The sequence below is a fragment of the Streptomyces sp. NPDC050448 genome, assembly GCF_040655295.1.
GTDB lineage: Bacteria > Actinomycetota > Actinomycetes > Streptomycetales > Streptomycetaceae > Streptomyces.
The window spans coordinates 103,663-129,231 of sequence record NZ_JBFAJR010000007.1 but is presented as its reverse complement, the minus strand read 5'-3'; the positions used below and the strand labels follow the sequence as shown (position 1 = coordinate 129,231).

Here is a 25,569-nt window from a genome sequence, read left to right as displayed (position 1 = left end):
CGGCTGCCCGCGGCGGTCGACGGGTTTCCCGTTGCCCATCGGCGGGCCGGCCGGGAAACGGCCCGTGACCTGCCCGGTCCCGGCACCGGGGGCAACTCGGCGCAGGCGCGCAGAAGCGCCACCGCGGCCGGCGGCTCGCCCTGGCCGAAGCCGAAGGCCGTCCGGGGAGCGACGGCGAAGACCGGCGCCCGCCCAGCCGGTGCAGAAATGCAGCGCGCCGTTCGCCCACACGATGCTGCCGGGCCCGCACCCGCACCCGCACCCGCACGCACCCGCGCACGCCGGCTGCCGGTGCCACGGACGGTCACCGGGCGGCTCCCGTGCGCCGCCGTGATGTCTTCCTTCCCGATGGCGGGCAGAATTGAGGGGGCAGCCCGTGTCCGCAGCGCGGGCTCCGGCCAGCCACGCGCGCGAGCCGTGCGCAGAAGGGGGCCTGCCGATGCCACCGGACCGGCTGGTGGGCGCGGAGGATCCCGGCCCGATTCGGTCCGAACCGGGGTCCTTGCTGGAACACGTGGTCGTGGCCGTCTTCGGCATCGACGACGAGGACCGGGTCTGCTACTGGGGCCCCGGAGCCCAGAACCTCTTCGGCCACGAGACCCGTGCGGTGCTGTCGCGGCCCGCGGCGCTCCTCTTCCCCGAGCCGGCCCCCGGCGAGGGTCCGGGTGCGGCCGCGCACCTCGCGGAGCGCGCCCGGGCCCTCGGCTACTTCCGCGTACGGCTGCCCGCACTGCACCGCGACGGCACGGTGTTCGACTGCGGTTTCCGGGTCTTCCCGATGACCGGGGCCACGGGCGTCTCCGTGGTGCTGGGACTGGCGAGCCGGGGGGACGAGCTGGACCGGGTGAAGACCAACCTGTCCTTCCTCGACGCCCTCTTCGAGACCTGCCCGATCGGCCTGGTCATGCTGGACGAGGAGCTGCGCTACGTCCATCTCAACCAGGCACTCGCCGACATGGACGGGGTCCCGCTCGAGGAGCACCTGGGCCGCCGGATGGCGGACATCATGATCACCTCGGACGGCGGGGAGTACCAGCGCATGCTGCGGGCCGTGGCCCAAGGGGGCCGGCCCGTGATCGGCACCCTCGTGGGGCTGCGCACACCGGGCCACCCGGACCGCGACCAGGTGCGTTCGGTCAGTTTCTTCCCGCTCAGCGGCGCGGGGGACACCCGGCGCGGTGTGGGCGGACTGCTGCTGGACGTGACCGACCGGGAGCAGGCCATCCTGGAGGCGACGGCCGCCCGTCAGCGCCTCGCCCTGCTCGACCGGGCCACGGCCCGCATCGGCACCACCCTGGACCTGAACGTCACCGCACGCGAGCTGGTCGACGCGGCCGTCCCGGACTTCTGCGACGCCTGCGTCGTCGAACTCGTGGAGTGGATGGACGAGACCGAGGCGTTCGACCCGGCGCTGCCCCTGAGCACCCGCCGGATCGCCTCCGGCACCACGCTCCCCGAACCCGCCGTCGAGCTCGTGAGCGGCCTGGAGAAGGTCACGTACCCGCCGGGCTCCAGCATCCACCAGATGGTGAGCACGGGCCGCCCGCTGTGCGTCACGGTCAACGAGGAGTTCGTGACCCACACCGTCGTGCACCGGCAGCGGGCGCAGCTGCTGCTGGACAGCGGGCTGGCCTGCATCCTCATGGCACCGCTCATCGCCCGCGGCACGGTGCAGGGCATCACCATGTTCGGCCGGTCCGCCGCCCGCCCGGCCTTCGCACAGGAGGACCTCGGCCTCGCCGGCGAACTGGCCTCCCGGGCCGCCCTGTGCCTGGACAACGCCCGGCTGTACAGCAGGGTCCGGGAGATCGCCCTCACCCTCCAGCGGGCCCTGCTGCCCAGCGCCCCCGCGTCCGGCCCGTACGTGGACATCAGCCACCGCTACCTGCCGGGCAGCCGCCTCACCGAGGTCGGCGGCGACTGGTACGACGCGATCACCCTGCCCGGCGACCGGGTGGCACTCGTCGTCGGAGACGTGATGGGACACGGCGTCCCCGCCGCCGCGGCCATGGGCCAGCTGCGGATCACCGCGGAGACCCTCGCCCGGCACACCACGGAGCCCGCGGCCCTGCTCGAGGAACTCGACGTCTGCGCCCAGGAGGCCGGCATCGAGTGGGCGACCTGCCTGTACCTCGTCTACGACCCCCACACCGGCCGCGCCCGCGTCGCCAACGCCGGTCACCCCCCGCCCCTGGTGCGCCACCGGGACGGGACGGTGCACACCGTCGGCGACGTGCTCGGGGTGCCCCTCGGGGTGGGCGGCGTACCCTACCGGTCGGTCGAGATCGAGCTCCCCGAGGGCGCGACCGTGGCCCTGTACACCGACGGCCTCATCGAGGCCCCGGGCCAGGACATCGACACCGGGATGGACGCGCTGCGCGCTCAGCTGCGCGCGCCCCTGGGCTCGCTGGAGGAGGCGGCCGACCGCATCCTCGCGAACCTGCTGCCCGACACGGCGACCGACGACACGGTCCTCGTCCTCGCCCGGGTCAGCGCGGTTCCCGGCCGTGCGCCGACAGGGTGACGGCCCGCTCCACGCGGGCCTGCCGAGCCGGCGCGAGCGCCTGGAGGACGGGCAGGACGACCGGTCGGCGTCGACACCTCGTCCACGTTCACCTGCGACCACGGGCTCCTGGGCCGGCGGGTCACGTACATGACGTCCACCGCGTCCAGCTCGTCCACGCGCATCAGCGCAGGGGGTGTCCGGCGCGGGCGTGACCGGGCAGCAGCAGCTCGGCGAGCAGGCCGCCGCCGGGGGCGGCCGAGAGGCGGGCGGTACCGCCGTGCAGCTCGGCCACCCAGCGGACGATGGCCAGGCCGGTCCCGGTCCCGGTGCTCGCGGCTCCGGTGACGCGGCGTTCGAAGACCCGTGCGCGCTGCGCGTCCGGCACGCCGGGTCCGTGGTCCCGGACAGCGACCCGGCCCGCGGTCACCGACACCTCGACCGGGCCGCCGCCGTGCCGCAGCGCGTTCTCCACGAGGTTGCGCACGGCCTGTGCGAGCAGCTCGGGGTCTCCCTCGACCACGGTGGCCTCGGCGGCGACCGTGACCCCCGTACGGTCCGGCAGCTCCTCGACGGTCGCCTCGACCACCTGGTCCAGGCGGAGCGGGGTCAGCTCCACCTCCTGGGTGCCGGCCTCGACCCGGGCCCGGGCCAGCAGCCCGGTGACCAGCCGGCCCAGCCGGTCGACGAGCCGGACCGCCTCGTGGAGGGCGGCCGGGGCCCGGGGCGGGGAGGCGGCCCCGCCCTCCACCACCAGCCGCAGGGCGGCCAGCGGGGTACGGAGCTCGTGCGCCGCCTCCGCGAGGAACTGCTCCTGCTGTTCGAGGGCGCGCAGCGCGGGACGCATCGCCCGCCCGGACAGCAGATGGCCCACCGCCGCGGCCGCGAGGACCAGGGCGGCGCTGCCCAGCGCCAGCCGGCGCACCAGCTGGTCGTGGGCCGCCCGGCCCTGGGCGGGGTCGGCTCCGACGAGCACGGCGGCGCCGATCCGGTCGCCGTCCCAGACCGGGGCCGCGGCCCAGTGGTGGTCCCGGCCGCCGCCCGGGGCGTCGGCCAGGACCGTCTCCTCGTCGCGGCGGACCTGCTGCCACAGGTCGTCGAGAGCCTCCGCGTCGGGGAGGGCCGCCGGGGAGGGGGACGCGGAGCGGATCCGCGGCCGGCCCTGACCCGCCGAGTCCAGGACGCCGAGCACCTCGGCGCTGCGGGCCAGGTCGTCGTCCTCCAGGGCCTCCAGGTGCAGGGCGCCGTCGTCGTAGTACACGGTCCGGGCCAGCCCGTCGGCGCGGTGGCTGACGTCGTGGTCGAGGTCGTTCGCGCGGGAGACGCCGTCGGTGCGCACGGCGATGACGGCGAGCACCAGCAGGCAGGCGGCGGTGGTCGCGGCGAACAGCAGGGTCGCCACCCACCGGGCGCGGTGCAGCCGCGCGGCCGCAGGGCTCGGCGAGCTCACCGGCGGGTCCCGGTGCCGGTCCGGGTGCCGGTGTCCCCGCCGGTGTCCGGGGCGATGAGGCGGTAGCCGGCTCCGCGCACCGTCTCGACGGGGTCCGGCGGGCCCAGCCTCCGGCGCAGCTGGCCCACGAGTACGTCGACCACGTTGGACATCGGCTCGGCCTGCTCGTCCCAGCACCGCTCGATGAGCTCGCTGCGGGTCACGACCTCGCCCGCCCGCAGCATCAACACCTCAAGCACCGCGAACTCCTTGGCGGTGAGGGTGAGCAGGACCCCGTCCCGGCGCACCCGGCGGCGCGGGAGGTCGAGTTCCAGGCCGCCGGCGCGCAGCTCGGGGAGCCGGGCGGGCCGGGCGCGCCGGCACAGGGTGCGGACGCGCGCGGCCAGTTCGGCGAACGCGAAGGGTTTGACGAGGTAGTCGTCCGCCCCGTGCTCGAAGCCGGCGACCCGGTCGGAGATCGCGTCGAGGGCGGTGAGCAGGAGCACCGGCAGCGTGGACCCGGCCTTGCGCTGCGCCGCCAGGAGGCCGAGCGCGTCCCCGTCGGGCAGGACGCGGTCGGCGATCAGACAGTCGTACGTGTTGACCGCCAGCTTGAGGTCGGCGTCGGCGAGGTCGCCGGCGTGGTCGACCGCGAAACCCGCCTCGCGCAGGCCGCGGGTGAGGGCAGGGCCGAGTTCGGGGTCGTCCTCCAGGACCAGTACGCGCATGATCGGCGAGCGTACCGGGAGCGCCGGACCTTCCTCATCATGGCCTCATGATCGGGGCGGCAGCCTGCGTACATGGCAAAGACACGAACCGGCGTCATCGGCATGACCGCCGCAGGAGCGGCCCTCACCGTCCTCGCGGTGTACGGATTCCCCTCCGCGCAGGGCGCGGACACCACGGCGGGACCACCGCGCGCCGAAGTGCGCGTCGACCAGGTCGGTTTCACACCCGGCGAGACCAAGCAGGCCTACCTCATGACCTCGGTGGCCGCGAGCTCCGGGGCCAAAGCCTCCTTCCGCGTGCTCGACGCAGCCGGAAAGGAGGTGCTGAGCGGCAGGCCCGGCGCCTCCACGGGACGGTGGAACACCACCTACCGGGCCGTTCACCCCCTGGACCTCTCCCGTCTCACCGAGCCCGGCGACTACCGGGTGGAAGTGTCCGGGCCGGTCACCGCGAGCTCCCCGCGGTTCCGCATCGCGCCCGCCGCCGATCTGTTCGGCGGGCTCGTCCGGGACGGCGTGCGCTTCTTCCAGGCGCAGCGAGACGGGGCCGACGTCGTCCCCTCCGTCCTGTCGCGCAAGCCGTCCCATCTCGCGGACCGCCGGGCCACCGTGTACGACACCCCCGCGTACGGCGACGACGAGAAGGTGCTGACCGAGCCGCTCAAGCCGGTCGCGGGCCCGGTCGACGTGTCCGGCGGCTGGTCCGACGCGGGCGACTTCCTCAAGTTCACGCACACCGCCTCGTACTCCACGGCCGCCCTGCTGCTCGCGCAGCGGACCTCGCCCCTCGGCGGGAGGGAACTGGCCGCCGAGGCCCGCCACGGACTGGACTGGCTCGACCGGATGTGGGACGACGAGACCCTCACGCTCCACGTCCAAGTCGGCCTCGGCAAGGGCGACACGGAGGACGGCAGCGGCGCCGTCCGCTCCGACCACGACGTCTGGCGGCTGCCGGAGGCGGACGACACCCTCCGCGTCGAGCCGGGCGATCCGGACTACCTGATCAAGCACCGGCCGGTGTTCCGTGCCGCGCCCCCGGGCCGGCCGGTCAGCCCCAACCTCGCCGGACGCGTCGCCGCCGCCTTCGCCCTGGCCGCACAGCTGGACGCGACGGCAGACCCGTCCCGGGCCCGCGCCGAACTGGACAAAGCCGCGCACCTGTACGCACTCGCCGACACCGCGCCGAAGGGCCCCCTGGTCACCGCCTTCCCGCACGGCTTCTACCCCGAGTCGTCCTGGCAGGACGACATGGAGTTCGGCGCCGCCGAGCTGGCCCTCGCCGGGCGGGCGCTCGGTGACGGCCGGACCGCCGACTGGATCCGGCAGGCCGGCCACTGGGCCGGGCAGTACCTCGCCTCGGACGGCCTCGGCACCCTGGGGCTGGGCGACGTCAGCGCCCTCGCGCACGCCGACCTCGCCGCTCTGCTGGAGCCGGGCACCCCGTACACCGAGGTGACCCGCGACGCGCTCGTCGCCGACCTCGGGCGCCAGCTCGACGAAGGCCGCTCCCGCGCGGCCCGCGACCCCTTCCGGGCAGGGGCCGTCACCACCGATTTCGACTCGGTGCCCCACACGTTCGGCCTGGCCGCCACCGCCCGGCTGTACCACCGGGTCACGGGCGACCCGCGCTACGAGGCCTTCGCCACCCAGCAGCGCAACTGGGCGCTCGGCGCCAACGCGTGGGGCTCCTCCTTCGTCATCGGGGCGGGCACCACCTTCCCGCACTGCCCCGAGCACCAGGCCGCCAACCTCGCCGGAGACCTGGGCGGTACGGGCGACATCCTCCGGGGCGGCGTCGTCAACGGCCCCAACGAGGCGGGCAGGCTGGGGGACCTCAACTCCTTCACCTCCATGCGGCCGTGCCCGGCCGACCAGGAGAACCCGTACGCGGCGTTCGACGGCCGCGGCAGCGCCTTCATGGACCACGTGGGCGCCTGGCAGTCCGTCGAATCCGCGGACGACTTCACCGCGACGGCGCTGCTCGCCTTCACCCTCGCCGTCGCACCCGGGGGGCCCGCGTAGCCGGACCGCGGGAACCGGATCACCGCGCGCGCCCTGGCCGGAACCCGGGCCGATCTCATCGCCCTGGAGGAGCTGACGCCCGCCGCCGCGCCGACGTTCGCGGCGATGCTGGCGCCGGAGTATCCGTACCACGCACTGGAGGGCACGGTCGGACTCCGGTCGAAGCACCCGCTGGCGGAGGTGCGGCCGGTGGACATCCGGCCGGCGGGCGTGGGGGAGGGCTGGAACCGCGGACTGCGGGCCACCGCCCGTACGCCGCAGGGCGAAGCCGCCGTGTACGTGGCACACCTGTCATCGGTGCGCCTCGGCCCGTCGCACGGGTTCGGTTCCGTACGGCGGGACGAGAGCGCCGCACTGCTCGGTGCGGCGATCGCCGCGGAGCGCACCGACCCGCTGATCCTGCTCGGGGACCTCAACAGCACCGTGGACGACCGGGGGCTGGATCCGGTCCTCGCGCGGATGAACCCGCCGAGCCGGGACTTCGCGTTCAGCCGGCCCGCGGCGCTGCCGGTGGACCGGATCGACCAGGTCCTGACCCGCTCGGCGACCGTCACCCGGATCAGGGCGCTGCCCGCGACGGGAAGCGACCACCTGCCCGTCGCCGCGCACATAAGCCGGCGGGAAACCGGCTCTCGTCAGTGATCCACCGCTCGGGCAGCGGAGGCCCGGCCGTGGGGTTCCTGACCGGCGCCGGCCTCGTCGGCCCGGAGCACCTCAACATCCAAGAGCGGCCCGCGGCCCGCGGCTCAGCCGGTGGCGGCGCGCTCGTGGACGAGGTCCGTGAAGCGCCGCAGCCCGTGCGCGCTGTGGCCCATGAAGAGGTTGGGTTCCACGAGCTCCACCTCCATCACCACCGGCGAACCGTCGTCCGCCGACGCGATGTCGACCCGCGCGTACAGCAACGCCTGCGACCCGGGAACGGCCGCCAGCGCGGCCTCGGCCAGGGTGAGTTCGGCCGCGGACGGCCGGTACGGCACCAGATCCGGATGCGGTGCACGGCCGTTGTCGACGACCCCGACATCGGTCAGCACCGGTCCCTTGCGGATGGCATGGCTGAAGACGCCGCCGAGGAAGACGAGCGCCCGTTCGCCCTCGTCGATCCGGGAGAGGTACGGCTGCACCATCGCGGTGGATCCGGCGGCGTGCAGCGCCGCGATGTGCCCGGCCGCCAGGTCGTGATGGTGCTCCGCGTACCGCGCGGTGTCGCGCGCGCCGGCCGATACCGCCGGCTTGACCACGAACTGGCCGTGCTCGGGCAAGGCGAGGGCCTCGCCGGGGGCGATGAACCGGGTCGGTACGACCGGCACGCCGCGGCCGGCGAGTTCCCCGAGATACCGCTTGTCGGTGTTCCAGCGTACGAGCCCGGCCGGATTGTCGAGCCGCGTCGCACCCTGCACCGCGTCGGCCCAGGCCAGATACTCCGGCCACCGCTCGGCGTAGTCCCAGGTGGACCTGATGACCACGGCGGCGCACTGAGACCAGTCGAAATCCCCGGCGTCCCAGGCCGCCGCCACGGCGTCGACACCCCGGGCGCGCAGCGCTTCGAGCATCAGCGGCAGGTCGGCGTCCCAGGCCTGTCCCATGGCCGAGGTGGCCAGAGCCACTCGGGTGGTGACGGTCATCCGCGATTCCTCCTCTCGTCGCCGGTTTCGCCCGGGGTCTCGATGCGGAGCAGGACGCCCCTCTCGTCCCGGGCGAAGCCGCGGTCGCGGTTCTCGGCCGCCTCCCGCTCCACCTCGGCCGCCAGGCCGATGCCGTTCATCTCGGCGAGCGCCACGGCGTACAGGACCACGTCCGCGAGCTCTTCTCCGAAATCGGGCAGTTTCTCGCGCCAGGCGGTGAAGGCCTTCCCGACCTCGGCCGTCAGCAGCCCGGACTTCAGCGGCACGTCGGTGGTGTTGAAGCCCTTCGCGAGCTTGTTGTCCCGGGCGAGCTGCGGGGCCGAGCGGATGTCCACCGGTTCCTCCGGGCGTGCGTACGGCAGTCGGCTGCCCCGCGAGCCTATCGAGGGGCGGCGGAGCCCTCGGCCGGGGCCGGGGCCAGGCCGTCGGCGACCAGCCCGGCGAGGACCGCCTCGCCCAGGGCGTGCACCGCGGACCGGGGCCTCACCATGACGGTGAACTCCTTGATCCGGCCGTCGTCGGCGAAGTGCAGCAGGTCGATGCCGTGGATCGCCTTGCCGTTCACCGTCGCCCGGAAGAGCAGGATCTCCGACGGGGACTCGGCGCCGTCGACGCTCGTCTCGGCGGTGCCGGCGTACTGCCCGACGTACCGGAAGTCCTCGAAGGTGCGCAGCAGCACCCCGAACAGCCCCAGCACCATCGGCCGGCCCTCGAACGGCGTGAACTTCACGGGGCTGTACAGGCGGACGTCCTCGGTGAACAGGGCTTCCAGGGCGGCGATGTCACGGCTGTCGACGGCGGTGCGGAAACGGTCTGCTGCGGTCACGGCTTCTCCCCGATCCTCATCTACTCATCAATGTGATTACTCACTTTCATGAGTATCATGCGAGAGGTGTCCGTGGACAGGGCGAGAAGGAGGCGATCCGATGGCATTGCGCCACGCCGTACTGGCGGCGCTGCTGGACGAGGAGTTGAGCGGGTACCAGCTGGCCAAGGCATTCGACCTCGGTGTGGCGAACTTCTGGCACGCGCTCCCGCAGCAGCTCTACGCCGAGCTGACCCGGCTGGAGAAGGACGGGCTGATCACGGGCCGGGAAGTCGTCCAGGACACCCGGCCCAACAAGCGACTGTTCACCGTCACCGACGCAGGCCTCGCCGAGCTGGAGCAGTTCACCGCCTCCACCGCCAAGCCCTCCTCCATCCGCGACGACCTGGTCGTGAAGGTCCAGGCCGCCGACCACGTCGACACCGCGACACTCATCGCGCAGCTCACCGAGCGCGCCGCCTTCGCCCAGGCCAAGGTCGGGCTGTTCGGCGGCCTGCTGCGCACGATGCGCGGCGACCGCAGCGAGGAGGACTTCCTGCGGCACGGCGACCGCATCGGCCCCTATCTGACCTGTCTGCGCGGTCTCGCCTTCGAGCAGGGCAACCGCGACTGGTGCGAGCGTACGATCGCGGTCCTGCGAGAGCGGGAGGCGGCCCGTGCCGGGCACTGAGCGGCAGTACCTGCGCTACGTCGCCCTGGGCGGCAGCCAGACCGAGGGCGTCGGCGACGGCGGCGTCACGACCGGGCTGCGGGGGCTCCTGGACGCGGGGCCGACAGCGCCGCCTCGACCGCGGCTTCGGCGTGGAGCCGTGCGGTGGGGAAGACGGGCACGGGGCTGTCCTCGGCGCCGACGAGCAGCTCGATCTCGGTGCAGCCCAGGATGATCCCCTGGGCGCCGGCGGCAACGAGGCCCTTGATGACACGCCGGTACGCGGCGCGCGACTCCTCGCGGACGACGCCCTGGCACAGCTCCTCGTAGATCACCCGGTGCACGAGCGCACGCCCGGCGGCTTCCGGGACGCACACCTCGAGTCCGCCCGCGGCGAGCCGGCCGCGGTAGAACTCCTGCTCCATCGTGAACGCGGTACCCAGCAGGCCGACACGGGTCAGGCCCGCCGCCTTCACGGCGTCGGCGGTGGCGTCGGCGAGGTGCAGCAGCGGCACCGAGATGCCCGCCTGGACGCGGTCGGCGACCTTGTGCATGGTGTTGGTGCAGATGAGCACGAGGTCCGCACCGGCCGCTTCCAGCCGCTGGGCCGCTGCCGCCAGGACCTCGCCGGCTTCCGTCCACCGGCCCTCGGCCTGCAGCTGCTCGATCTCGGCGAAGTCCACCGAGTACAGCACGCAGCGGGCCGAATGCAGCCCCCCCAGCCGGTCGCGGGTGAGCTCGTTCAGCAGCCGGTAGTACTCGGCCGTCGACTCCCAGCTCATTCCTCCGAGCAGTCCGATCGTCTTCATGGCGGCACCCCTGGGCAGCTCGGGCGGCACCCTTCGGCCACGGCGCGCCGCATCTATAAGCAGATACCGTAGCAGCCCATTCATCCATAAGGATTGCTTTGATCTCTTGTTCGGGGATGCCGCGAGCCGGCTGCGCGTCAGCCGAAATCGAGGGTTCCTGCCACGAAGGCGTGCGGGGGGGCCGCCCAGCGCGGGTCGCCCCCGGCGGCTCTTCGGGCCGGGCCTCGCCACCTTCGCACCCGCCGCCGGCGCCTGGACCTCCCGGTCGGTCCCGGTGGCCGCGCACGACCACCCGTACTACCTCCCGGGCCCCGGCGCCGACGGCGGAGGCGCGCTGTTCGGCGGCTGATCACCCCCACTGTCAGGACTCCGCGGAGCCTTGCCGCATGACGTCTTGGAAGGCCGTCATGCACGGCACGCAGTGGTGGTCCGTTTCGGCGTTGCCGCCCGGCTGGAGGGGGCGGCCGCACAGGGTGGCCCGGCGGTCACGGGCGACGACGTGCCATACGAGGCCAGGCCCTGTGGCCGCCTCACCGACCTGCATTTCATACATGAGAGTGCTCCATGTGGTGGACAGCTCTTGTACCCACCAAAGCAGTGCACGGCGCCGGAAGCCTGACGGGTGAGCCGTCCGGGTGACATGCGGCCGCCGCTCGCCCTGGCGCGCCGGCGCATCGAAGGGGCGGGTTCCGCGCGTCGGCCGGCCCCGGCGGCCCGGCACGGCCTAAGGTGGCGCCCCGCGGCCGCCGAAGAAGGGCTCTGGGGGCATGGAAGCGATCCTGCACGCACTGTCGATCACCGGTGCGATGACCTGGGAGATCACGTGGGCGCTGATCCTGGGATTCGCCCTGTCCGCCGTCGTCCAGGCCGTGGTGCGGAAGTCCACCATCGTCTCCCTGCTCGGTGACGGCAGTCCCCGGACCCTCGCCGTCGCCGCCGGGCTCGGGGCGGCGTCATCCTCCTGCTCCTACGCCGCCGTCGCGCTCGCCCGGTCGCTGTTCCGCAAGGGCGCCGACTTCACCGCCGCGATGGCCTTCGAGATCGCCTCCACCAACCTGGTCGTCGAACTCGGGGTCATCCTGGCCCTGCTGCTGGGCTGGCAGTTCACCCTGGCGGAGTTCGTCGGCGGCCCGATCATGATCATCGTGCTGGCGGTGCTGTTCCGGCTGTTCCTGCGCGACGGTCCGCTGCGCCAGGCGCGCGAGCAGGCGGAGCGGGGGCTGTCCGGATCGATGGAGGGGCACGCGGCGATGGACATGTCCGTGCGGCGCGAGGGCTCCTTCGCCCGGCGGCTGCTGTCCGGGGAGGGCTTCACCTCGACCGCGCACATCTTCGTCATGGAATGGGCCGCGATCCTGCGGGACCTGGTGGTCGGCCTGCTCATCGCCGGGGCCATCGCCGCCTGGGTGCCGGACTCCTTCTGGCAGTCCTTCTTCTTCGAAGGCCGTCCGCTCGCGTCGAAGCTGTGGGGCCCGGTCATCGGCCCGCTGGTCGCGATCGCCTCGTTCGTCTGCTCCATCGGCAATGTGCCGCTGGCCGTGGTGCTCTGGAAAGGAGGCATCAGTTTCGGCGGTGTCGTCGCCTTCATCTTCGCCGACCTGTTGATCCTGCCGATCCTCAACATCTACCGGAAGTACTACGGGAGGCGGATGGCCCTCTTCCTGCTCGGTACCTTCTACCCGGCCATGGTGGTCGCCGGCTACGCCGTGGAGTTCGGCTTCGGCGCACTCGGCCTCATCCCCGACCGGGAGGACGCGGAGATCCCCATGGAGGGCGTGACCTGGAACTACACGACCTGGCTCAACATCGTGTTCCTCCTGCTCGCCGCAGCCCTGCTGTGGAGGTTCTTCCGTACCGGCGGGCTGTCGATGCTCCGCATGATGGGCGGCGCACCCGCCCGGTAGCGCCCGAGCGCGCGATACCAAAAATACCCCGGACCAATTGACGGCCGGGGTATTCGTCTGCGTATATTTGATGTTTCGCGCCATGACAAAATCAGGGCACGAAGAAGCTTTACGGGGACATAGTATCGGGTCGGGAGTGGAATTGTCAACCGTGGAATTCCGTAATGAGCAGCAATTCATCGACGAGCTCTATGCGCGCCTCGACGACCTGCGCGACCAGGCCGAACACGCCGTACAACAGGCGCTGGCCGGGGCGGGGAGCGGGCTTCAGGCGCGACTGGAGCGGGATGTTGTCGTCGCCGAGCAGTCGGGCCTGCTTTCCGCGCTGAACGCGGGCGAGAACGGACTGTGTTTCGGCCGGCTCGAGTTCTCCGACGGACAGGACCACCACATCGGCCGTATCGGAATCAGGCAGGACGACGCGGACCGCACCCCCCTCGTCCTCGACTGGCGGGCCGAGGTGGCGCGCCCGTTCTACCTCGCCACCGGGCACTTCCCCATGGGACTGCGCCGGCGCCGCCACATCACCACCCGCGGGCGTGAGGTCACGGCCCTGCACGACGAGATCCTCGACCTCACCGACACCGAGCGCACGGGCCACGAGGGGGCCGACGCGGACGCCGTGCTGCTCGCCGCGCTCGACGCCGCCCGTACGGGCCGGATGCACGACATCGTGCAGACCATCCAGGCCGAACAGGACCGCATCATCCGCTCGCCCCACCGCGGCGTGCTGGTGGTGGAGGGCGGTCCGGGAACCGGGAAGACGGCCGTCGCCCTGCACCGGGCCGCCTACCTGCTCTACGCCCACCGCGAGCTGCTCGCCAAGCGCGGCGTGCTGATCGTCGGACCCAACCCGGCGTTCCTCGGCTACATCGGCGAGGTGCTCCCCTCCCTCGGCGAGACCGGCGTCCTGCTGTCCACCCTCGGCGAGCTGTTCCCCGGCGTCCGTGCGACCGGCACCGACCGGCCCGGCGCCGCCGCCGTGAAGGGCCGCGCGGAGATGGCCGAGGTCCTCGCGCACGTCGTGCGCGACCGGCAGGCGCTGCCGGAGACGGTACCCGCCGGCAGCGGCGAGGACAGCGCCGTACTCCCGGAACCGGCCCTGGAGATCGACCACGACGACTACGGCACCCTGCTGCTGGACCGGACCATGGCGCACGAGGCCCGGGACCGGGCGCGCGCCACCGGGCTGCCGCACAACCTGGCCCGCCCGTACTTCGCGTTCCGCGTCATCGACGCCCTCACGGAGCAGCTCGCCGACCGGCTCGGCGCCGACCCGTACGGCGGCCCCAACCTGCTGGGACCCGACGACATCGCACAGCTCGGCAAGGAGATCGCGACCAGCGCCGACGTCCACGCCGCGATCGACAGCCTCTGGCCGCCCCTCACGCCCCGGCAGCTGATCGCCGACTTCCTCGCCGACCCCACGCATCTCCCGGCCGATGAGGCCGAGTTGATCCGGCGTACGACGGACGACTGGACGCCCGCCGACATCCCCCTGCTCGACGAGGCCGCCGAGCTCCTCGGCGTCGACGACAGCGCGCGGCGCGCCGCCGAGGAGCGGGAGCGGCAGGAACGCATCGCATACGCGCAGGGCGTCCTGGACCTGTCGCAGGGGTCCGAGTCGTACGAATTCGAGGACATGGAGAACGAGTTCCTCGCCGCGCACGACATCATCGACGCGGAGCGGATGGCGGAGCGGCACGAGGAGGCCGACCACCGCAGCGCGGCCGAGCGGGCCGCGGCGGACCGAACCTGGGCCTTCGGGCACGTCATCGTGGACGAGGCGCAGGAACTGTCCGAGATGGCCTGGCGGTTGCTGATGCGGCGCTGCCCCACCCGTTCCATGACGCTGGTGGGCGACCCGGCCCAGACCGGCGACGAGGCCGGCTGCGGATCGTGGAAGCGGATCCTGGACCCGTACGTCGGGGACCGCTTCGAGCTGGTGCGCCTCGGCGTCAACTACCGCACCCCCGCGGAGATCATGGACGTCGCGGCCGCCGTGCTCCGGGCCCGCCACCCCGGATTCGAGCCGCCCAGCTCGGTGCGGTCCACGGGGCAGCGGCCCTGGGTGCGGGCGACGGACGACCTCGCGCGCACGGTCGCGGACGCGGTGCGCGGCGCCGCTCAAGCCGAGGGCCGGGGCGGCCGGCTGGCGGTGATCGCGCCGCGCCCGCTGCACGAGGCGCTGGCCGCCGGGCTGCCCGGCGTACGGGCGGGCGAGGAGCCGGATCTCACCCGTACGGTCGTCCTGCTGGACCCGCGCCAGGCCAAGGGGCTGGAGTTCGACTCGGTGATCGTCGTGGAGCCCGCGGACCACGGGCCGAGCGACCTCTACGTGGCCCTGACCCGGGCCACCCAGACCCTCGGGGTGGTGCACACGGGCCGGCTGCCGGAGGGACTGGACGAGCAGCCGTAGCCGCGGGGCGGGCGGGGCGGGAAGGCGTCAGACCGCTGCGGGGGACATGTGCTCCGAGGGCTCCGGGCGGCCGAGCCGTTCCAGGAGCTCCAGGCGGGCGCGGCTCTCCGCGTCGAGCGGCACCATCGTCACCAGGCGCGGTCCCGCCGCGGGCCCGAGCCACAGGCTGGTGTGCTCCAGCTCCAGCAGACCGACGTGCTTGTTGCGGATGAACTTCGTCTTGCCGGCCTGCCCGACCACCTCGTGCCGCGCCCACACCTCGCGGAACTCCGCCGACTCCGCCTCCAGCCGGGCCAGCAGGTCCTTCCAGGCCGGCTCGGCGAGGTGTTCCGCCATCGAGGCCCGGAACGTGGCCGCGAACGTGCGGTTCAGCTCGGTGACGTCGACGATGGACGCCCGCCATTGCGCGTTGGTGAACGCCAGCCACAGGCTGTTGCGGTCCTCGCGCGGCAGCGCGTCCAGGTCGCACATCAGCCGCCCGTACGTCGCGTTGTACGCGAGGATGTCGTACCGGCTGTTCTGGATGCAGGCGGGGATCGGCCCGAGCTGGTCGAGCATCGCCCGCAGCGCCGGGGTCACGCTCGGGCAGGTCGCGTGCGGGGTCGGATCGAGGGTGCCGGCCAGCGCGAAGAGGTGCCTGCGCTCGGTGGCGTCCAGCAGCAGGGCGCGCGCCAGGGCGTCCAGGACCTGCGGGGAGACCTGGATCCCGCGGGCCTGTTCCAGCCAGGTGTACCAGGTGACACCGACGGCCGAGAGCTGGGCGACCTCCTCGCGGCGCAGCCCCGGGGTGCGCCGACGGCGCCCGCGCGGCAGCCCCACCTGCTCGGGGGTGATCCGCTCACGGCGGCTGCGCAGGAAATCGGCCAGCTCGTGCCGGCGTACGTCGCTCTCGGGGGCCACAGTGGTCATGTAACCAGGGTGCCGCACCGCCCATCCCGTTGCCAGGTAGTCCCTGTACCAGGATAAGGAGACTCTGGTACCAGGCTGAGCGCCGGGCGATCGTTGCCGTTGTGAGCGAAGCAACGGTAAGTGCCATCCACCCCTCCCCGTCCGCCCCCGCGGGCCCGGCCCCCGGGCCGGCCCCGTCCGCACCCGGCACCGCCCGGCACGCGGACGCGATCGGCCCGCTCGGGCTGTTCACCGTACTGCTGGGCGCGGCCCTGCCCCTGATCGACTTCTTCATCGTCAACGTGGCGCTGCCCGCCATCGACAGCGATCTCGCGGCGGGCCCGGCCACGCTGGAACTGATCGTCGGCGGCTACGGCGTCGCGTACGCCGTCCTCCTCGTCCTCGGCGGCCGCCTCGGCGACATGGCCGGGCGGCGCCGGCTCTTCCTGATCGGCATGGCCGCCTTCGGCCTCACCTCGCTCGGCTGCGGCCTGGCACCCACCGCCTGGACCCTGGTCGGGGCACGGGTGGCCCAGGGCGCCGCGGCCGCCCTGATGATGCCGCAGGTGCTCGCCACCATCCAGGCGACCACCCAGGGGCCGCGCCGGGCCCGGGCGATGAGCCTGTACGGGGCCACCGCCGGGCTGTCCATGGTCGCCGGGCAGATCCTGGGCGGCGTGCTGGTCGCCGCCGACGTCGCCGGATTCGGCTGGCGCGCGGTGTTCCTGGTCAACGTGCCGGTGGTGGTCCTCGGGCTGGTGCTCGCCGCCCGGGCCGTTCCGGAGACCCGCTCGGACCGGCCCGCCTCGGTCGACGTGCCGGGGACGCTGCTGCTCGCCCTTTCCCTGGTGTCCCTGCTGCTGCCGCTGACCGAGGGCCGGGCGACCGGGTGGCCGCTGTGGACCCGGGTGTCGCTCGGAGTCTTCCCGCTCGCCGCCACGGCGTTCTACCTGACCGAGCGCCGTGCCGACCGGCTCGGACACACCCCGCTGGTGCCGCCGAGCCTGCTGCGCCTGCAGTCGCTGCGGCGGGGCCTGGTCATGGTGGTGCCGTTCTCGATCGGCTTCAGCGGGTTCATGTTCGTCATCGCGGTGGTGCTGCAACAGGGCCTGCGCATGGGCCCGGTGGCGGCGGGACTCGCGCTCGTGCCGATGGCGCTGGCCTTCTTCGCGGCCTCGCTCGCCGGGCCCCGGCTGGTCGGCCGGTTCGGCAGCCGGGTCGTCACCGCGGGCGGCGTCCTCCAGGCCGCCGGCATCGCCTTGGTCCTCCTCGCGGTCCTGCGCGGCTGGGCGGACCTCGGGCTCGCCGCACTCGCCCCGGGCGTTGCCGTCGCCGGCCTCGGCCAGGGACTCCAACTGCCCGTGCTGATGCGGCTGATGCTCTCGGACGTACCGGCCGACCGGGCCGGCGTGGGCGGCGGTGTCATGATCACCACCCAGCAGTCCGCGCTCGCCCTCGGCGTCGCGACCCTGGGCAGCCTCTTCCTCACGCTCGCCCCGTCGATGGGCATGCGGGACGCACTCGCCGTCACGCTGCTGGTCCAGCTGGGCATGGTCGTGCTGACGGTGCTGCTGAGCCTGCGGCTGCCGCGGATCATGCGCTGAACCGCGCACCGCACCCGGCCGGCACCGGCGGTGCGTACCCGCGCCCCGGAGCCGGGGGAGCGGCCCCGGCGTCCGCGGGATCGCCCGGAGGTCCCGCGGCCGGGACCGGGTCGGCGCCCGCGGCCCGCCCGAGCCGGACCTCGACCCGTCCGGCCCCGGCCCCGACGGCTGGATCAGCCCACGACGGAGCCCACGACGGAGCGCGCGATGCGGAAGCCCACGTCCTCGACCTGGAACGTCGGGTGGCTGCGGCGGCGCGCGGAGGCCCGGCAGCTCCAGTGCTCGTCGAACCACCCGCCGCCGCGGAGCACCCGGTAGCTGCCGTAGACCTCGGCGTCGTAGACGTCCCAGCACCAGTCCCAGACGTTGCCGAGCATGTCGTACAGGCCCCAGGGGTTGGGCCGTTTGCCGCCCACGGTGTGGATGCGCTCGGCCGAGTTGCCGCGGTACCAGGCGATGTCGTCGAGCGGCCCGTACCGCGGCCCGGCCGTACCGGCCCGGCAGGCGTGCTCCCACTCGGCCTCGGTCGGCAGCCGGTATCCGTCGGCGGAGGCGTCCCAGCCGATGCCCTCGCCCTCGCCGTCGGCGTCGAAGCGGTAGGCCGGCGCCAGCCCGTCGCGCTCGGACAGGGCGTTGCAGAACCGCACCGCGTCCCACCAGGAAACGCCCTCGACGGGCAGCCGGTCCCCGTGGACGCTGCTCGGCCGCCGGCCGGTGACCTCCGCGTACAGCGCCTGGGTGACCGGGAAGGCCGCCAGCTCGTAGGCCGTGAGCTCGACGGACCAGCTGCGCTGTGTCCGCCGGTCCGACAATGTCACCAACCCGGGTGGTATGGCGGTCAACTCGTGTCCTGCACCGGTTTCCATGAGCAGGTGATCTTATCGGGGACCGGGGGCGGCCCTGACGGCCGCGTGCGACCGCCCGCTCTCGCGCACCCCGCGCCGAGGCGGGCTGTCACGGGACACACCGGCTCGCGTACAGTCCGTGAGGCCAACACTCCGTCAGGGACCAGGACCAGCGGTCGAACAGGAGAAGACCCGTGGCCACCGAAGCCGGCTCCGACCCCCGCCCGTACGCCTCCCGCACGGGCCGGCCGGTCCCTGAGCTGGACTCCGCCCTCGTGGAGCAGTGGCGCTCCGACAAGGCCGAACTGGTCGATCTGCTGGGCCTGGTGCGCGAGCGGCTCGGCGGCGTCGCCGCGTTCCGCCTCGGGGCGAGCCCCACCGTCCTGGTCACCGGTCCCCAGGCGGTCCAGCACGTCCTGGCCCTGCACCCGGACCGGTACGTCAAGCGCTCCCACCGCGCCCGCCTGCTGATCGGCGACGGCGTGCTCGCCGCCACCGGCGAGGCCTGGAAGCGCCAACGGCGCCTGCTGCAGTCCCAGTTCACCGGCACCGGGATGCGCCGCTACGAGCAGCGGATCGCGGAGGCCGCCCGGGTCACCGCCGAGCGCTGGGCGGGATACGCCCGTACCGGCCAGACGTTCGACGTCGGCGGCGAGATGCGCCGCTTCGCCCTGGACACCATCTGGCGCTCCCTCACCGGGCACCCGCTCGACGCCGGCACCGAGCACGAACTGAACGCCGTGGCCGCCGTGGTGGCCGTCCTGCCGACGCTGCCGGCCGACGCCGGCGACGCCCGGGAAGCCGTCGCCGCGGACCTCGCCAGGATCGACGCCGTAGCGCACCACGCGATCGGGGCCGCCCGCGGCGGCGCTGGCGGACCCGACGGCCCGGGTCTCCTGCACCTCCTGCTGGGCGCGGCAGCCGAGCGCCCCGAGTACACCGACCGCCTGATCCGCGATGAACTGATCACCCTGCTCGTCGCCGGCCACGAAACCACCGCCACCACCCTGACCTGGCTCTACCTGCTGCTCGATCGCCACCCCGCGGCCCGCGAACGGGCCCTCGCAGCCGGCGCCCCCGGCTCGGCGGAACGCCGCCGGGCCGTCCAGGCCCTGGTCCACGAGACGCTCCGGCTCTACCCGTCCGCCTGGATCCTGCCCCGGTACACCGCCGAGGACGACATCGTCGCCGGTTACGCCGTCGAAGCGGGCTCCGACGTGGTGGTCTGCCCGTACCTCACGCACCGCGACCCCGAACTGTGGCCGGACCCCGAGCACTTCGATCCCCGGCGCTTCACCACCCCCGACGGCCGGCCCACCCACCCGGGCTCCTACCTCCCCTTCGGCATCGGCCCCCGCGCCTGCCTCGGCCTGCAGTTCGCCCTCCGTGAGTCGACCGTCCTCCTCGAACAGCTGCTGCCCGCCCACACCCTGAGCTTCCGCTCCGTCCCCGCACGGGCCGCGTACAGCATCACCGTCCGCCCCGACGGACCCACCCCGGCGACCCTCGCCGCAGGCGACCGGCCGACCGTGTCCTGACGAGTCGCCTGCCGTACCGGCCCCGCATCGCGCCCGATGACCGCTGTCCGGCAATGTCCCGGCGCGAGGCGCGGGCGACGGCGGCGCTCGGGCACCCGAACGTGGCAGCGGTCCACGGCGCCGGTGAGGAGCCGCGGCCTCACCCGTGGAGCACCCCGGTGAGGGTCTGGCATGAAGCAGTGAATCAGTGCTTCAATTCTTCTATGCCCTATCGCCGCCCCCCAGCGGTACAGGCCCGCCTCGACGCCCGGCGCGACCAGGTGCTCGAGGCCGCCGTTCGCCTGCTCTCCCGTGAGGGCTACGGCGGATGCTCGGTCGCCGCGATCGCGGCCGAAGCCGGAATCTCCACCGGCAGCGTGTACCAGTCGTTCTCCGGGAAGTCCGAGCTGGCCGCCGCCCTCTTCCGGACCCTGGTGGCCCGGGAGCTGGAGGCGGTGGCTGCCGCGACGGACCGCCCGGGCGGCGCGGCGCAGCGGGTGGCCGCCGCCGTCGAGACCTTCGCGTACCGAGCGCTGCAGGCGCCGCGCCGGGCCTTCGCCCTGCTGGCGGAGCCCGCCGACCCTGCCGTCGACACCGAACGCCTCGTCTTCCGCCGGGCGTTTCGCGATGTGTACGCCGAACAGATTGCGATGGGCGTGGCCTCCGGGGAACTCCCGCCGCAGTCACCCGACTTGACGGCCGCCGCACTCGTCGGCGCGATCGCCGAAGCACTCGTCGGGCCGCTGGCCGACGGAGACGCGGCCCCGGGCGACGTCATCCCCGGTCTGATCACCTTCACCCTGCGTGCCCTTGGAGGACACGATGCCGCAGACGCATGAGGTCACCAACCAGGTGCCGCCGCACCACGGCTACGACGCGGCCGCCGACCCGGCCCTGCTGGAGGCGGTCGCCCGCGAGGGCGCCGCATGGGCGATACCCGACATCCACCGCCTCGGCGCCCTCGCCGGTTCCGAACAGGCCGCGGACTGGGGCCGCGTGGTCAACGAGAACCCGCCGGTGCTGCGCACCCACGACCGCTACGGCCACCGGATCGACGAGGTGGAGTTCCACCCGTACTGGCACGAGCTGATGGGCACCGCCGTCTCCCACGGACTGCACGCGGCGCCCTGGGCCGAGGACCGGTCCGGAGCCCACGTCGCGCGGGCCGCGAAGTTCCTCGTCTGGGGCCAGGTCGAGGCGGGCCACTCCTGCCCGGTGTCCATGACGTACGCCGCGGTGCCCGCGCTGCGCGCGACCCCGGAGCTCGCCGGGTGGCTGGAGCCGCTGCTCGCCTCCCGCACCTACGATTTCGGACTCCGCCGGCCCGACACCAAGCAGGGGCTGATCGCGGGCATGTCGATGACCGAGAAGCAGGGCGGCTCCGACGTACGCGCCAACACCACCACGGCGGTCCCGGCCCCGGACGGCACCTACCGTCTCACCGGGCACAAGTGGTTCACCTCAGCGCCGATGTCGGACGTCTTCCTGACCCTGGCGCAGGCCCCGGGAGGGCTGTCTTGCTTCCTGCTCCCGCGGGTGCTGCCGGACGGCAGCCGCAACCGCCTGCTGCTCCAGCGACTCAAGGACAAGCTCGGCAACCGCTCCAACGCCTCCGCCGAGATCGAGTACGACGAGGCCTTCGGCCGGCTGGTGGGGGAGGAGGGGCGCGGCGTCGCGACCATCATCGAGATGGTCAACATGACCCGCCTCGACTGCGTGCTCGGCGGGGCGTCCGGCCTGCGCCTCGGTGTGATCCGCGCCGTCCACCACGCCACCCACCGGCGGGCGTTCGGCAAGGCCCTGATCGACCAGCCCCTGATGCGCAACGTCCTCGCCGACCTCGCCCTCGAATCCGAGGCGGCGACGGCCGTCGCCCTGCGCCTCGCGGGCGCCACGGACCGGGTCGTCCGGGGCGACCAGGACGAGGCGCTGCTGCGCCGGCTGGGGCTGGCCGTCACCAAGTACTGGGTCTGCAAGCGCGCCCCCGGCCATGCCGCCGAAGCCCTCGAATGCCTGGGCGGCAACGGCTACATCGAGGACTCCGGCATGCCCCGCCTCTACCGTGAGGCCCCGCTGTCCTCGATCTGGGAGGGCTCCGGAAACGTCGCCGCCCTGGACTCGCTGCGGGCCATGGCCCGGCAGCCCGAGACCGTCGAAGCCTTCTTCGAGGAGGTCGCGCAGGCGGCGGGCGCCGACCGGCATCTCGATGCGGCGGTGGCCGGGCTCCGCAAGCAGCTGGCCGACCCCGCCGAGGCCGAGTACCGGGCCCGGCGGCTCACCGAGACGATGGCCCTGGTCTTCCAGGCGTCGCTGCTGCTGCGCCATGCCCCGGGCGCGGTCGCCGAGGCCTTCTGCGCCTCCCGGCTGGGCGGCGAGCACGGCGGGGCGTACGGCACGCTGCCGACGGGTGTGGACACCGAGGCGATCCTGGCCCGGGCCCGGACCGCACAGGTCTGACCCGCCCGTCACGCCGCGGCGCGGTGCCTGCCGGCCAGGCGGACACCGCGCCGCGGTCGTGCCCGGCACCTCGCGCTCCGCGCCGCGGTCGTGCCATGTGCCGTGCCGTGCCGTGCCGTGCCGTGCCGTGCCGTGCCGTGCCTCGCGCGGCACTCCGCCCTGTGCCCCATGCCGCGTCGTGGCTCGTGCCTCGCGCCGCCCTCGCGCCCCGCGGCCCCGTCATGCACTGCGCCCGCGCCGAAGTCGCGCCCCGGCCGAAGTCGCCCCGGCCGCCGTCGCGCCCCGTCGCCCAGCGGCCGTGCCGCTCCCGGTCAGGCGCGGCGCCGCCGGGTCCGCAGGGCCACGTATCCGCTGAGCCCGCCCAGCGCGACACACAGCGGGGAGTACAGCGCCAGGTCCCAGTGCCGGAACTCGGCCGGCGCGGACCCCAGGCCCAGCCCCGAAGCCGCCAGTCCGCCGAGCCCGCGCGCGGCGAGCACACCGGACACCGTCCACAGTCCGGCCCGGACCACCCGGGACCGGGCGAACCGGGTCGTCGGCCGGGCGCCGGTCGCCACCAGACCTGCGGCGGCGCCCAGCAGCCCCGCCACGGCGAGTGTCAGCGGGCCGGACGGCAGCTGAGCCTCCTCCACGCCGACCACCACGGCCGCGAATTCGGCCCGCGAGGCGAGCGGCCAAGGGGAGAACACCCACACCGCGTGCAAGGCCCCTGCCGCGAGCAGTCCGCCGGCCGCGGCCACCGCCGCACCGCGCACCGCGGCGCCTGTCGGCTCCGTACGGAGCTCCGCCGTCTCGTCGTCCGCCGCACCGAGCCACCTGGCCATACCGCTGATGGCGCACCCCTCTCCCCAGTTCCATACACCTCTGTATGGATGTTCCGTACAGTACTGTACGGAACATGGCCAAGGGGAGAGTCACCAAGGACGACTGGACGATGGCGGCGCTCCGCGCGCTGGCCCGGGGCGGGCTCCCGGCGGTGGCGGTCGACGTGCTCGCCCGGGAACTCGCGGTCTCGCGCGGCAGTTTCTACTGGCATTTCGAGAATCGGGAGGCTCTGCTCGTCGCGGCCCTGGAGACGTGGGAGCGGCGCGCCACTGCGGAGGTCATCACCGCCGTCCGGGAAGAGGGGGATGCCTGGACGCGGGCGCGGATGCTGTTCGCCGTCGCGCTCGGCACCGAGGAGATAGCCGGGCTGGAGCCGGCGCTCGTCGCGCACACCGCCCATCCGGCGGTCGCCGAGGTGGTGACCCGGGTCACCCGGACCCGGCTCGACTTCCTGACGGAGATCTTCGACGGACTGGGTTTCGGGCCGCAGGAGGCCCGCCGTCGCGCCCTGTCCGGGTACGCCGCCTACCTCGGCTGGCTGGAACTGCGCCGGACCGCCCCCGACACGGCCCCCGAGGCGCTGCCGGAGGGCCCGGGTGCACAGGCCGCGCTGGACCACCTCATCGGCATGATCCTGGCCCTTCCGCCGGCGCCGCCCTCGCAGGACACCGGTCCCGCACCGGCCTGAGGCCGGCGACCGGCTCGGTCGTCGGCCGCCATGACGAGGGTGATCGCCGCTCGGCCGGGGGTTCCTGTCGGGTGCGATCACCACGCCGGACGATTTCGCGGCGGACGACTTCCGCCGCACGGACCCCCGCTTCCAGGGCGAGAACCTCGGCCGCAACCTCGCCGTCGTCGAGCAGGTGCGCCGTCTCGCCGCGGAGAAGGGCGTCACCCCCTCGCAGCTGGCCCTGGCCTGGACGCTGCGGCAGGGCGCCGTGCCGATCCCGGACACGTAGCGCCGCCGCTACCTGGAGGAGAACATCGCCGCCACCGACGTGACGATCACGGACGCGGACCTGGCCGCCATCGACGCGGTCGCCCCGCACGGGGTGGTCGCGGGCGACCGCTACGCCCCGAGCTGATGAAGTCCCTGAACGGCTGACCGGCCTCCCGGCAGCCTGGCCGGCTGCAACGGAATCGCGCCGCACGGCAACCGGCACGGCCGCTCCGTACGTCTCCGCCCCCGACGGCGCGAAGCCGCAGAGCGACAGGGGGGGGGCGGCCATGAGGCTCGGACGCAGCAGCAGGGCGATGCTCGGAGCAGTCGCGGCACTGGCGGCACTGGCGGTGTCGGCGTGCTCGCCGGAGGAGGTGCCCGGCGGCGGACCGGGGTCCGGCGCGGTGTCCCCGCCGTCGGGCCCGTCCGGTACGCCGCGGCCGACGGCCGTTCCCACCGGGACCCCGGGAAGTGGCCTGCCGAGTCCCCGGCCCTCCGGTGCGCCGGCGGCGGAACCCGTCGTACGCACCGGAGTGCCGTGGAACCTCGACCGCCTCGACCAGCGCAACCGCCCGCTCGACGGGAAGTTCACCACGCGCGCCGACGGCAGGGGAGTACACGTCTACGTGATCGACACCGGGCTGGACGTGAAGCACGCGGAGTTCGGCGGCCGGGCGGTCCTCGGCGCCGACTTCGTCGGGGATCCGGACGCCGGTGACTGCTCCGACAGCGAAGGACTGGGCCACGGCACCTTCGTCGCGGGCATCATCGGCGGTAGCACCTACGGCGTCGCCCCGAAGGCGGGCATCGTGCGCGTCCAGGGAATCGCCTGCGAGGAGGGCAGCGGCCCCCACGCCAAGGACGTCTCCCCGGGGACGGCGCCGGAGGACTCCGTTGTCAAGGCCGTGGAGTGGGTGACCGCCCACGCCCAGCGCCCGGCCGTGGTGAACATGTCACTCAACCTCAAGAACCGCTCCACGGCCCTCGACACCGCGGTCGGGCACATGGTCGAGTCGGGGATCACCACGGTCGTCGCCGCAGGCAATTTCAACGACGACGCCTGCGGCCATTCCCCGGCCGGCGCCCACGGCGCCATCGTGGTCGCCGCCGCGACCGCCGCCGACCGCCACTGGACCGACACGGACGCATTCGGTTCCGGTCACGGCAGCTGCGTGGACCTCTACGCCCCCGCCGAGAAGATCACCTCCGCAGTCGCAGGCGGCGCCACCGCGACCAGCGACTCCGCCGCCACCTCGTGGGCCGCCCCGCACGTCACCGGCGTCGCCGCCCTCTATCTCTCCGCGCATCCGGGTGCGACGCCCGCCCAGGTCCGCTCCTGGCTCACCGGACAGGCCGTACGAGACGTCCTGACCGGGGTCCCGGCGGACACCCCGAACCGGCTGCTCCACACCGGAGGCCTGTGACGCCTCCAGCCCGCGCCGGGCCGTCTCTTTCGGATCTCGCTCCTCCGGCTACCGCCGGGAGGTGCCCCCAGTTGTCGAGGCACCCGAGTACGTCCAGTAGTCGGGAGCCTCTCCGCCTTGCGATGCACGGCACCGGACGGCGCGGGCTTGACCGGCGA

The 25,569-nt window shown here is 73.7% G+C and carries 23 protein-coding genes and 2 pseudogenes; 15 read left to right on the top strand and 10 right to left on the bottom strand.

From position 1 onward, the window contains the following. Positions 1–502: 502 nt before the first annotated feature. Positions 503–2,524, top strand: coding sequence for a SpoIIE family protein phosphatase (locus AB0I68_RS11735; protein WP_363177066.1), 2,022 nt, complete (start codon positions 503–505; stop codon positions 2,522–2,524). 163 nt (positions 2,525–2,687) lie between these two features. Here the strand turns inward: AB0I68_RS11735 and AB0I68_RS11730 are convergent, their stop codons facing one another. Further along, positions 2,688–3,953 (bottom strand): HAMP domain-containing sensor histidine kinase, encoded by a 1,266-nt coding sequence (locus AB0I68_RS11730; RefSeq protein WP_363177065.1) that lies wholly within the window; start codon positions 3,951–3,953, stop codon positions 2,688–2,690. Continuing rightward, positions 3,950–4,660: a response regulator transcription factor gene (locus AB0I68_RS11725; RefSeq protein WP_363177064.1), complete on the bottom strand. Its 711-nt coding sequence runs from the start codon at positions 4,658–4,660 to the stop codon at positions 3,950–3,952. Before AB0I68_RS11725 ends, AB0I68_RS11730 begins: the two co-directional genes overlap by 4 nt. A 72-nt stretch (positions 4,661–4,732) precedes the next feature. Between AB0I68_RS11725 and AB0I68_RS11720 the strand changes: the two genes are divergently transcribed. Together AB0I68_RS11720 and AB0I68_RS11715 are read left to right on the top strand one after the other, a co-directional pair. Next, entirely contained in the window at positions 4,733–6,682 is a 1,950-nt protein-coding gene (locus AB0I68_RS11720; RefSeq protein ID WP_363177063.1) for a glycoside hydrolase family 9 protein, read from the top strand. Positions 6,683–6,703: 21 nt separating this feature from the next. Further along, positions 6,704–7,324: pseudogene (locus tag AB0I68_RS11715) on the top strand (endonuclease/exonuclease/phosphatase family protein); the annotation flags it as partial. A gap of 104 nt (positions 7,325–7,428) precedes the next feature. On the opposite strand, the gene AB0I68_RS11710 reads toward AB0I68_RS11715, so the two are convergent. The 3 genes from AB0I68_RS11710 to AB0I68_RS11700 are packed head-to-tail and all read right to left on the bottom strand — an operon-like array spanning position 7,429 to position 9,130. Next, positions 7,429–8,304, bottom strand: a complete 876-nt coding sequence (locus AB0I68_RS11710) for a hypothetical protein (protein ID WP_363177062.1) — start codon at positions 8,302–8,304, stop codon at positions 7,429–7,431. Continuing rightward, complete coding sequence (locus AB0I68_RS11705) at positions 8,301–8,639, bottom strand: hypothetical protein (RefSeq protein ID WP_363177061.1); 339 nt, start codon at positions 8,637–8,639, stop codon at positions 8,301–8,303. Before AB0I68_RS11705 ends, AB0I68_RS11710 begins: the two co-directional genes overlap by 4 nt. 44 nt (positions 8,640–8,683) lie before the next feature. Continuing rightward, on the bottom strand, positions 8,684–9,130 hold the full coding sequence (locus AB0I68_RS11700; RefSeq protein WP_363177060.1) for a nuclear transport factor 2 family protein: 447 nt from the start codon (positions 9,128–9,130) through the stop codon (positions 8,684–8,686). A gap of 100 nt (positions 9,131–9,230) precedes the next feature. On the opposite strand from AB0I68_RS11700, the gene AB0I68_RS11695 reads away from it, so the two are divergent. Continuing rightward, entirely contained in the window at positions 9,231–9,800 is a 570-nt protein-coding gene (locus tag AB0I68_RS11695) for a PadR family transcriptional regulator (protein ID WP_363177059.1), read from the top strand. Then, positions 9,787–9,885 (top strand): annotated as a pseudogene (locus tag AB0I68_RS11690) (SGNH/GDSL hydrolase family protein); the annotation flags it as partial. The gene AB0I68_RS11695 and the pseudogene AB0I68_RS11690, both read left to right, overlap by 14 nt. Here AB0I68_RS11690 and AB0I68_RS11685 read toward each other — a convergent pair. After that, a complete protein-coding gene (locus AB0I68_RS11685; RefSeq protein WP_363177058.1) occupies positions 9,866–10,588 on the bottom strand; it encodes an aspartate/glutamate racemase family protein in 723 nt (240 codons plus the stop codon). The pseudogene AB0I68_RS11690 and the gene AB0I68_RS11685 overlap by 20 nt on opposite strands. Positions 10,589–10,694: 106 nt before the next feature. On the opposite strand from AB0I68_RS11685, the gene AB0I68_RS11680 reads away from it, so the two are divergent. Then, entirely contained in the window at positions 10,695–10,937 is a 243-nt protein-coding gene (locus tag AB0I68_RS11680) for a hypothetical protein (protein ID WP_363177057.1), read from the top strand. Positions 10,938–10,949: 12 nt separating this feature from the next. Here AB0I68_RS11680 and AB0I68_RS11675 read toward each other — a convergent pair whose 3' ends face one another. Further along, on the bottom strand, positions 10,950–11,141 hold the full coding sequence (locus AB0I68_RS11675; protein ID WP_363177056.1) for a hypothetical protein: 192 nt from the start codon (positions 11,139–11,141) through the stop codon (positions 10,950–10,952). 214 nt (positions 11,142–11,355) lie between these two features. On the opposite strand from AB0I68_RS11675, the gene AB0I68_RS11670 reads away from it, so the two are divergent. Continuing rightward, positions 11,356–12,492: a permease gene (locus AB0I68_RS11670; RefSeq protein WP_363177055.1), complete on the top strand. Its 1,137-nt coding sequence runs from the start codon at positions 11,356–11,358 to the stop codon at positions 12,490–12,492. 142 nt (positions 12,493–12,634) lie between these two features. Continuing rightward, a complete protein-coding gene (locus tag AB0I68_RS11665; protein ID WP_363177054.1) occupies positions 12,635–14,911 on the top strand; it encodes a helicase in 2,277 nt (758 codons plus the stop codon). A 27-nt stretch (positions 14,912–14,938) separates the two neighbouring features. On the opposite strand, the gene AB0I68_RS11660 is transcribed toward AB0I68_RS11665, so the two are convergent. Next, positions 14,939–15,820, bottom strand: a complete 882-nt coding sequence (locus tag AB0I68_RS11660) for a helix-turn-helix domain-containing protein (protein ID WP_363177053.1) — start codon at positions 15,818–15,820, stop codon at positions 14,939–14,941. A 209-nt stretch (positions 15,821–16,029) separates the two neighbouring features. Between AB0I68_RS11660 and AB0I68_RS11655 the strand changes: the two genes are divergently transcribed. Further along, positions 16,030–17,403 (top strand): MFS transporter, encoded by a 1,374-nt coding sequence (locus AB0I68_RS11655; protein ID WP_363177172.1) that lies wholly within the window; start codon positions 16,030–16,032, stop codon positions 17,401–17,403. Between the two features lie 173 nt (positions 17,404–17,576). Here AB0I68_RS11655 and AB0I68_RS11650 read toward each other — a convergent pair whose 3' ends face one another. Beyond that, positions 17,577–18,269, bottom strand: coding sequence for a formylglycine-generating enzyme family protein (locus AB0I68_RS11650; protein ID WP_363177052.1), 693 nt, complete (start codon positions 18,267–18,269; stop codon positions 17,577–17,579). A gap of 173 nt (positions 18,270–18,442) precedes the next feature. On the opposite strand from AB0I68_RS11650, the gene AB0I68_RS11645 reads away from it, so the two are divergent. From AB0I68_RS11645 to AB0I68_RS11635, 3 genes are all read left to right on the top strand, one after another. Continuing rightward, positions 18,443–19,786 (top strand): cytochrome P450, encoded by a 1,344-nt coding sequence (locus AB0I68_RS11645; protein WP_363177051.1) that lies wholly within the window; start codon positions 18,443–18,445, stop codon positions 19,784–19,786. Between the two features lie 203 nt (positions 19,787–19,989). Then, positions 19,990–20,604 (top strand): TetR/AcrR family transcriptional regulator, encoded by a 615-nt coding sequence (locus AB0I68_RS11640; protein ID WP_363177050.1) that lies wholly within the window; start codon positions 19,990–19,992, stop codon positions 20,602–20,604. Next, complete coding sequence (locus AB0I68_RS11635; RefSeq protein ID WP_363177049.1) at positions 20,588–22,222, top strand: isovaleryl-CoA dehydrogenase; 1,635 nt, start codon at positions 20,588–20,590, stop codon at positions 22,220–22,222. The genes AB0I68_RS11640 and AB0I68_RS11635 overlap by 17 nt, the downstream gene beginning before the upstream one ends. Before the next feature lie 311 nt (positions 22,223–22,533). On the opposite strand, the gene AB0I68_RS11630 is transcribed toward AB0I68_RS11635, so the two are convergent. Continuing rightward, positions 22,534–23,046, bottom strand: coding sequence for a DUF3995 domain-containing protein (locus tag AB0I68_RS11630; protein WP_363177048.1), 513 nt, complete (start codon positions 23,044–23,046; stop codon positions 22,534–22,536). Positions 23,047–23,120: 74 nt separating this feature from the next. Between AB0I68_RS11630 and AB0I68_RS11625 the strand changes: the two genes are divergently transcribed. The 3 genes from AB0I68_RS11625 (at position 23,121) to AB0I68_RS11615 (ending at position 25,411) form a co-directional block, all read left to right on the top strand. After that, a complete protein-coding gene (locus tag AB0I68_RS11625) occupies positions 23,121–23,735 on the top strand; it encodes a TetR/AcrR family transcriptional regulator (protein ID WP_363177047.1) in 615 nt (204 codons plus the stop codon). Between the two features lie 64 nt (positions 23,736–23,799). Next, a complete protein-coding gene (locus AB0I68_RS11620) occupies positions 23,800–24,006 on the top strand; it encodes an aldo/keto reductase (protein WP_363177171.1) in 207 nt (68 codons plus the stop codon). A gap of 268 nt (positions 24,007–24,274) precedes the next feature. Next, a complete protein-coding gene (locus AB0I68_RS11615; RefSeq protein WP_363177046.1) occupies positions 24,275–25,411 on the top strand; it encodes a S8 family serine peptidase in 1,137 nt (378 codons plus the stop codon). Positions 25,412–25,569: the final 158 nt, after the last annotated feature.

What these genes read in the sequence shown, in the direction of transcription:
- AB0I68_RS11725 (WP_363177064.1), bottom strand. Translation starts at nt 4,660, where the DNA reads ATGCGCGTACTGGTCCTGGAGGACGACCCCGAACTCGGCCCTGCCCTC.
- AB0I68_RS11630 (WP_363177048.1), bottom strand. Translation starts at nt 23,046, where the DNA reads ATGGCCAGGTGGCTCGGTGCGGCGGACGACGAGACGGCGGAGCTCCGT.
- AB0I68_RS11720 (WP_363177063.1), top strand. Translation starts at nt 4,733, where the DNA reads ATGGCAAAGACACGAACCGGCGTCATCGGCATGACCGCCGCAGGAGCG.
- AB0I68_RS11685 (WP_363177058.1), bottom strand. Translation starts at nt 10,588, where the DNA reads ATGAAGACGATCGGACTGCTCGGAGGAATGAGCTGGGAGTCGACGGCC.
- AB0I68_RS11635 (WP_363177049.1), top strand. Translation starts at nt 20,588, where the DNA reads ATGCCGCAGACGCATGAGGTCACCAACCAGGTGCCGCCGCACCACGGC.
- AB0I68_RS11625 (WP_363177047.1), top strand. Translation starts at nt 23,121, where the DNA reads ATGGCCAAGGGGAGAGTCACCAAGGACGACTGGACGATGGCGGCGCTC.
- AB0I68_RS11710 (WP_363177062.1), bottom strand. Translation starts at nt 8,304, where the DNA reads ATGACCGTCACCACCCGAGTGGCTCTGGCCACCTCGGCCATGGGACAG.
- AB0I68_RS11615 (WP_363177046.1), top strand. Translation starts at nt 24,275, where the DNA reads ATGAGGCTCGGACGCAGCAGCAGGGCGATGCTCGGAGCAGTCGCGGCA.
- AB0I68_RS11670 (WP_363177055.1), top strand. Translation starts at nt 11,356, where the DNA reads ATGGAAGCGATCCTGCACGCACTGTCGATCACCGGTGCGATGACCTGG.
- AB0I68_RS11695 (WP_363177059.1), top strand. Translation starts at nt 9,231, where the DNA reads ATGGCATTGCGCCACGCCGTACTGGCGGCGCTGCTGGACGAGGAGTTG.
- AB0I68_RS11650 (WP_363177052.1), bottom strand. Translation starts at nt 18,269, where the DNA reads ATGGAAACCGGTGCAGGACACGAGTTGACCGCCATACCACCCGGGTTG.
- AB0I68_RS11675 (WP_363177056.1), bottom strand. Translation starts at nt 11,141, where the DNA reads ATGTATGAAATGCAGGTCGGTGAGGCGGCCACAGGGCCTGGCCTCGTA.
- AB0I68_RS11660 (WP_363177053.1), bottom strand. Translation starts at nt 15,820, where the DNA reads ATGACCACTGTGGCCCCCGAGAGCGACGTACGCCGGCACGAGCTGGCC.
- AB0I68_RS11640 (WP_363177050.1), top strand. Translation starts at nt 19,990, where the DNA reads ATGCCCTATCGCCGCCCCCCAGCGGTACAGGCCCGCCTCGACGCCCGG.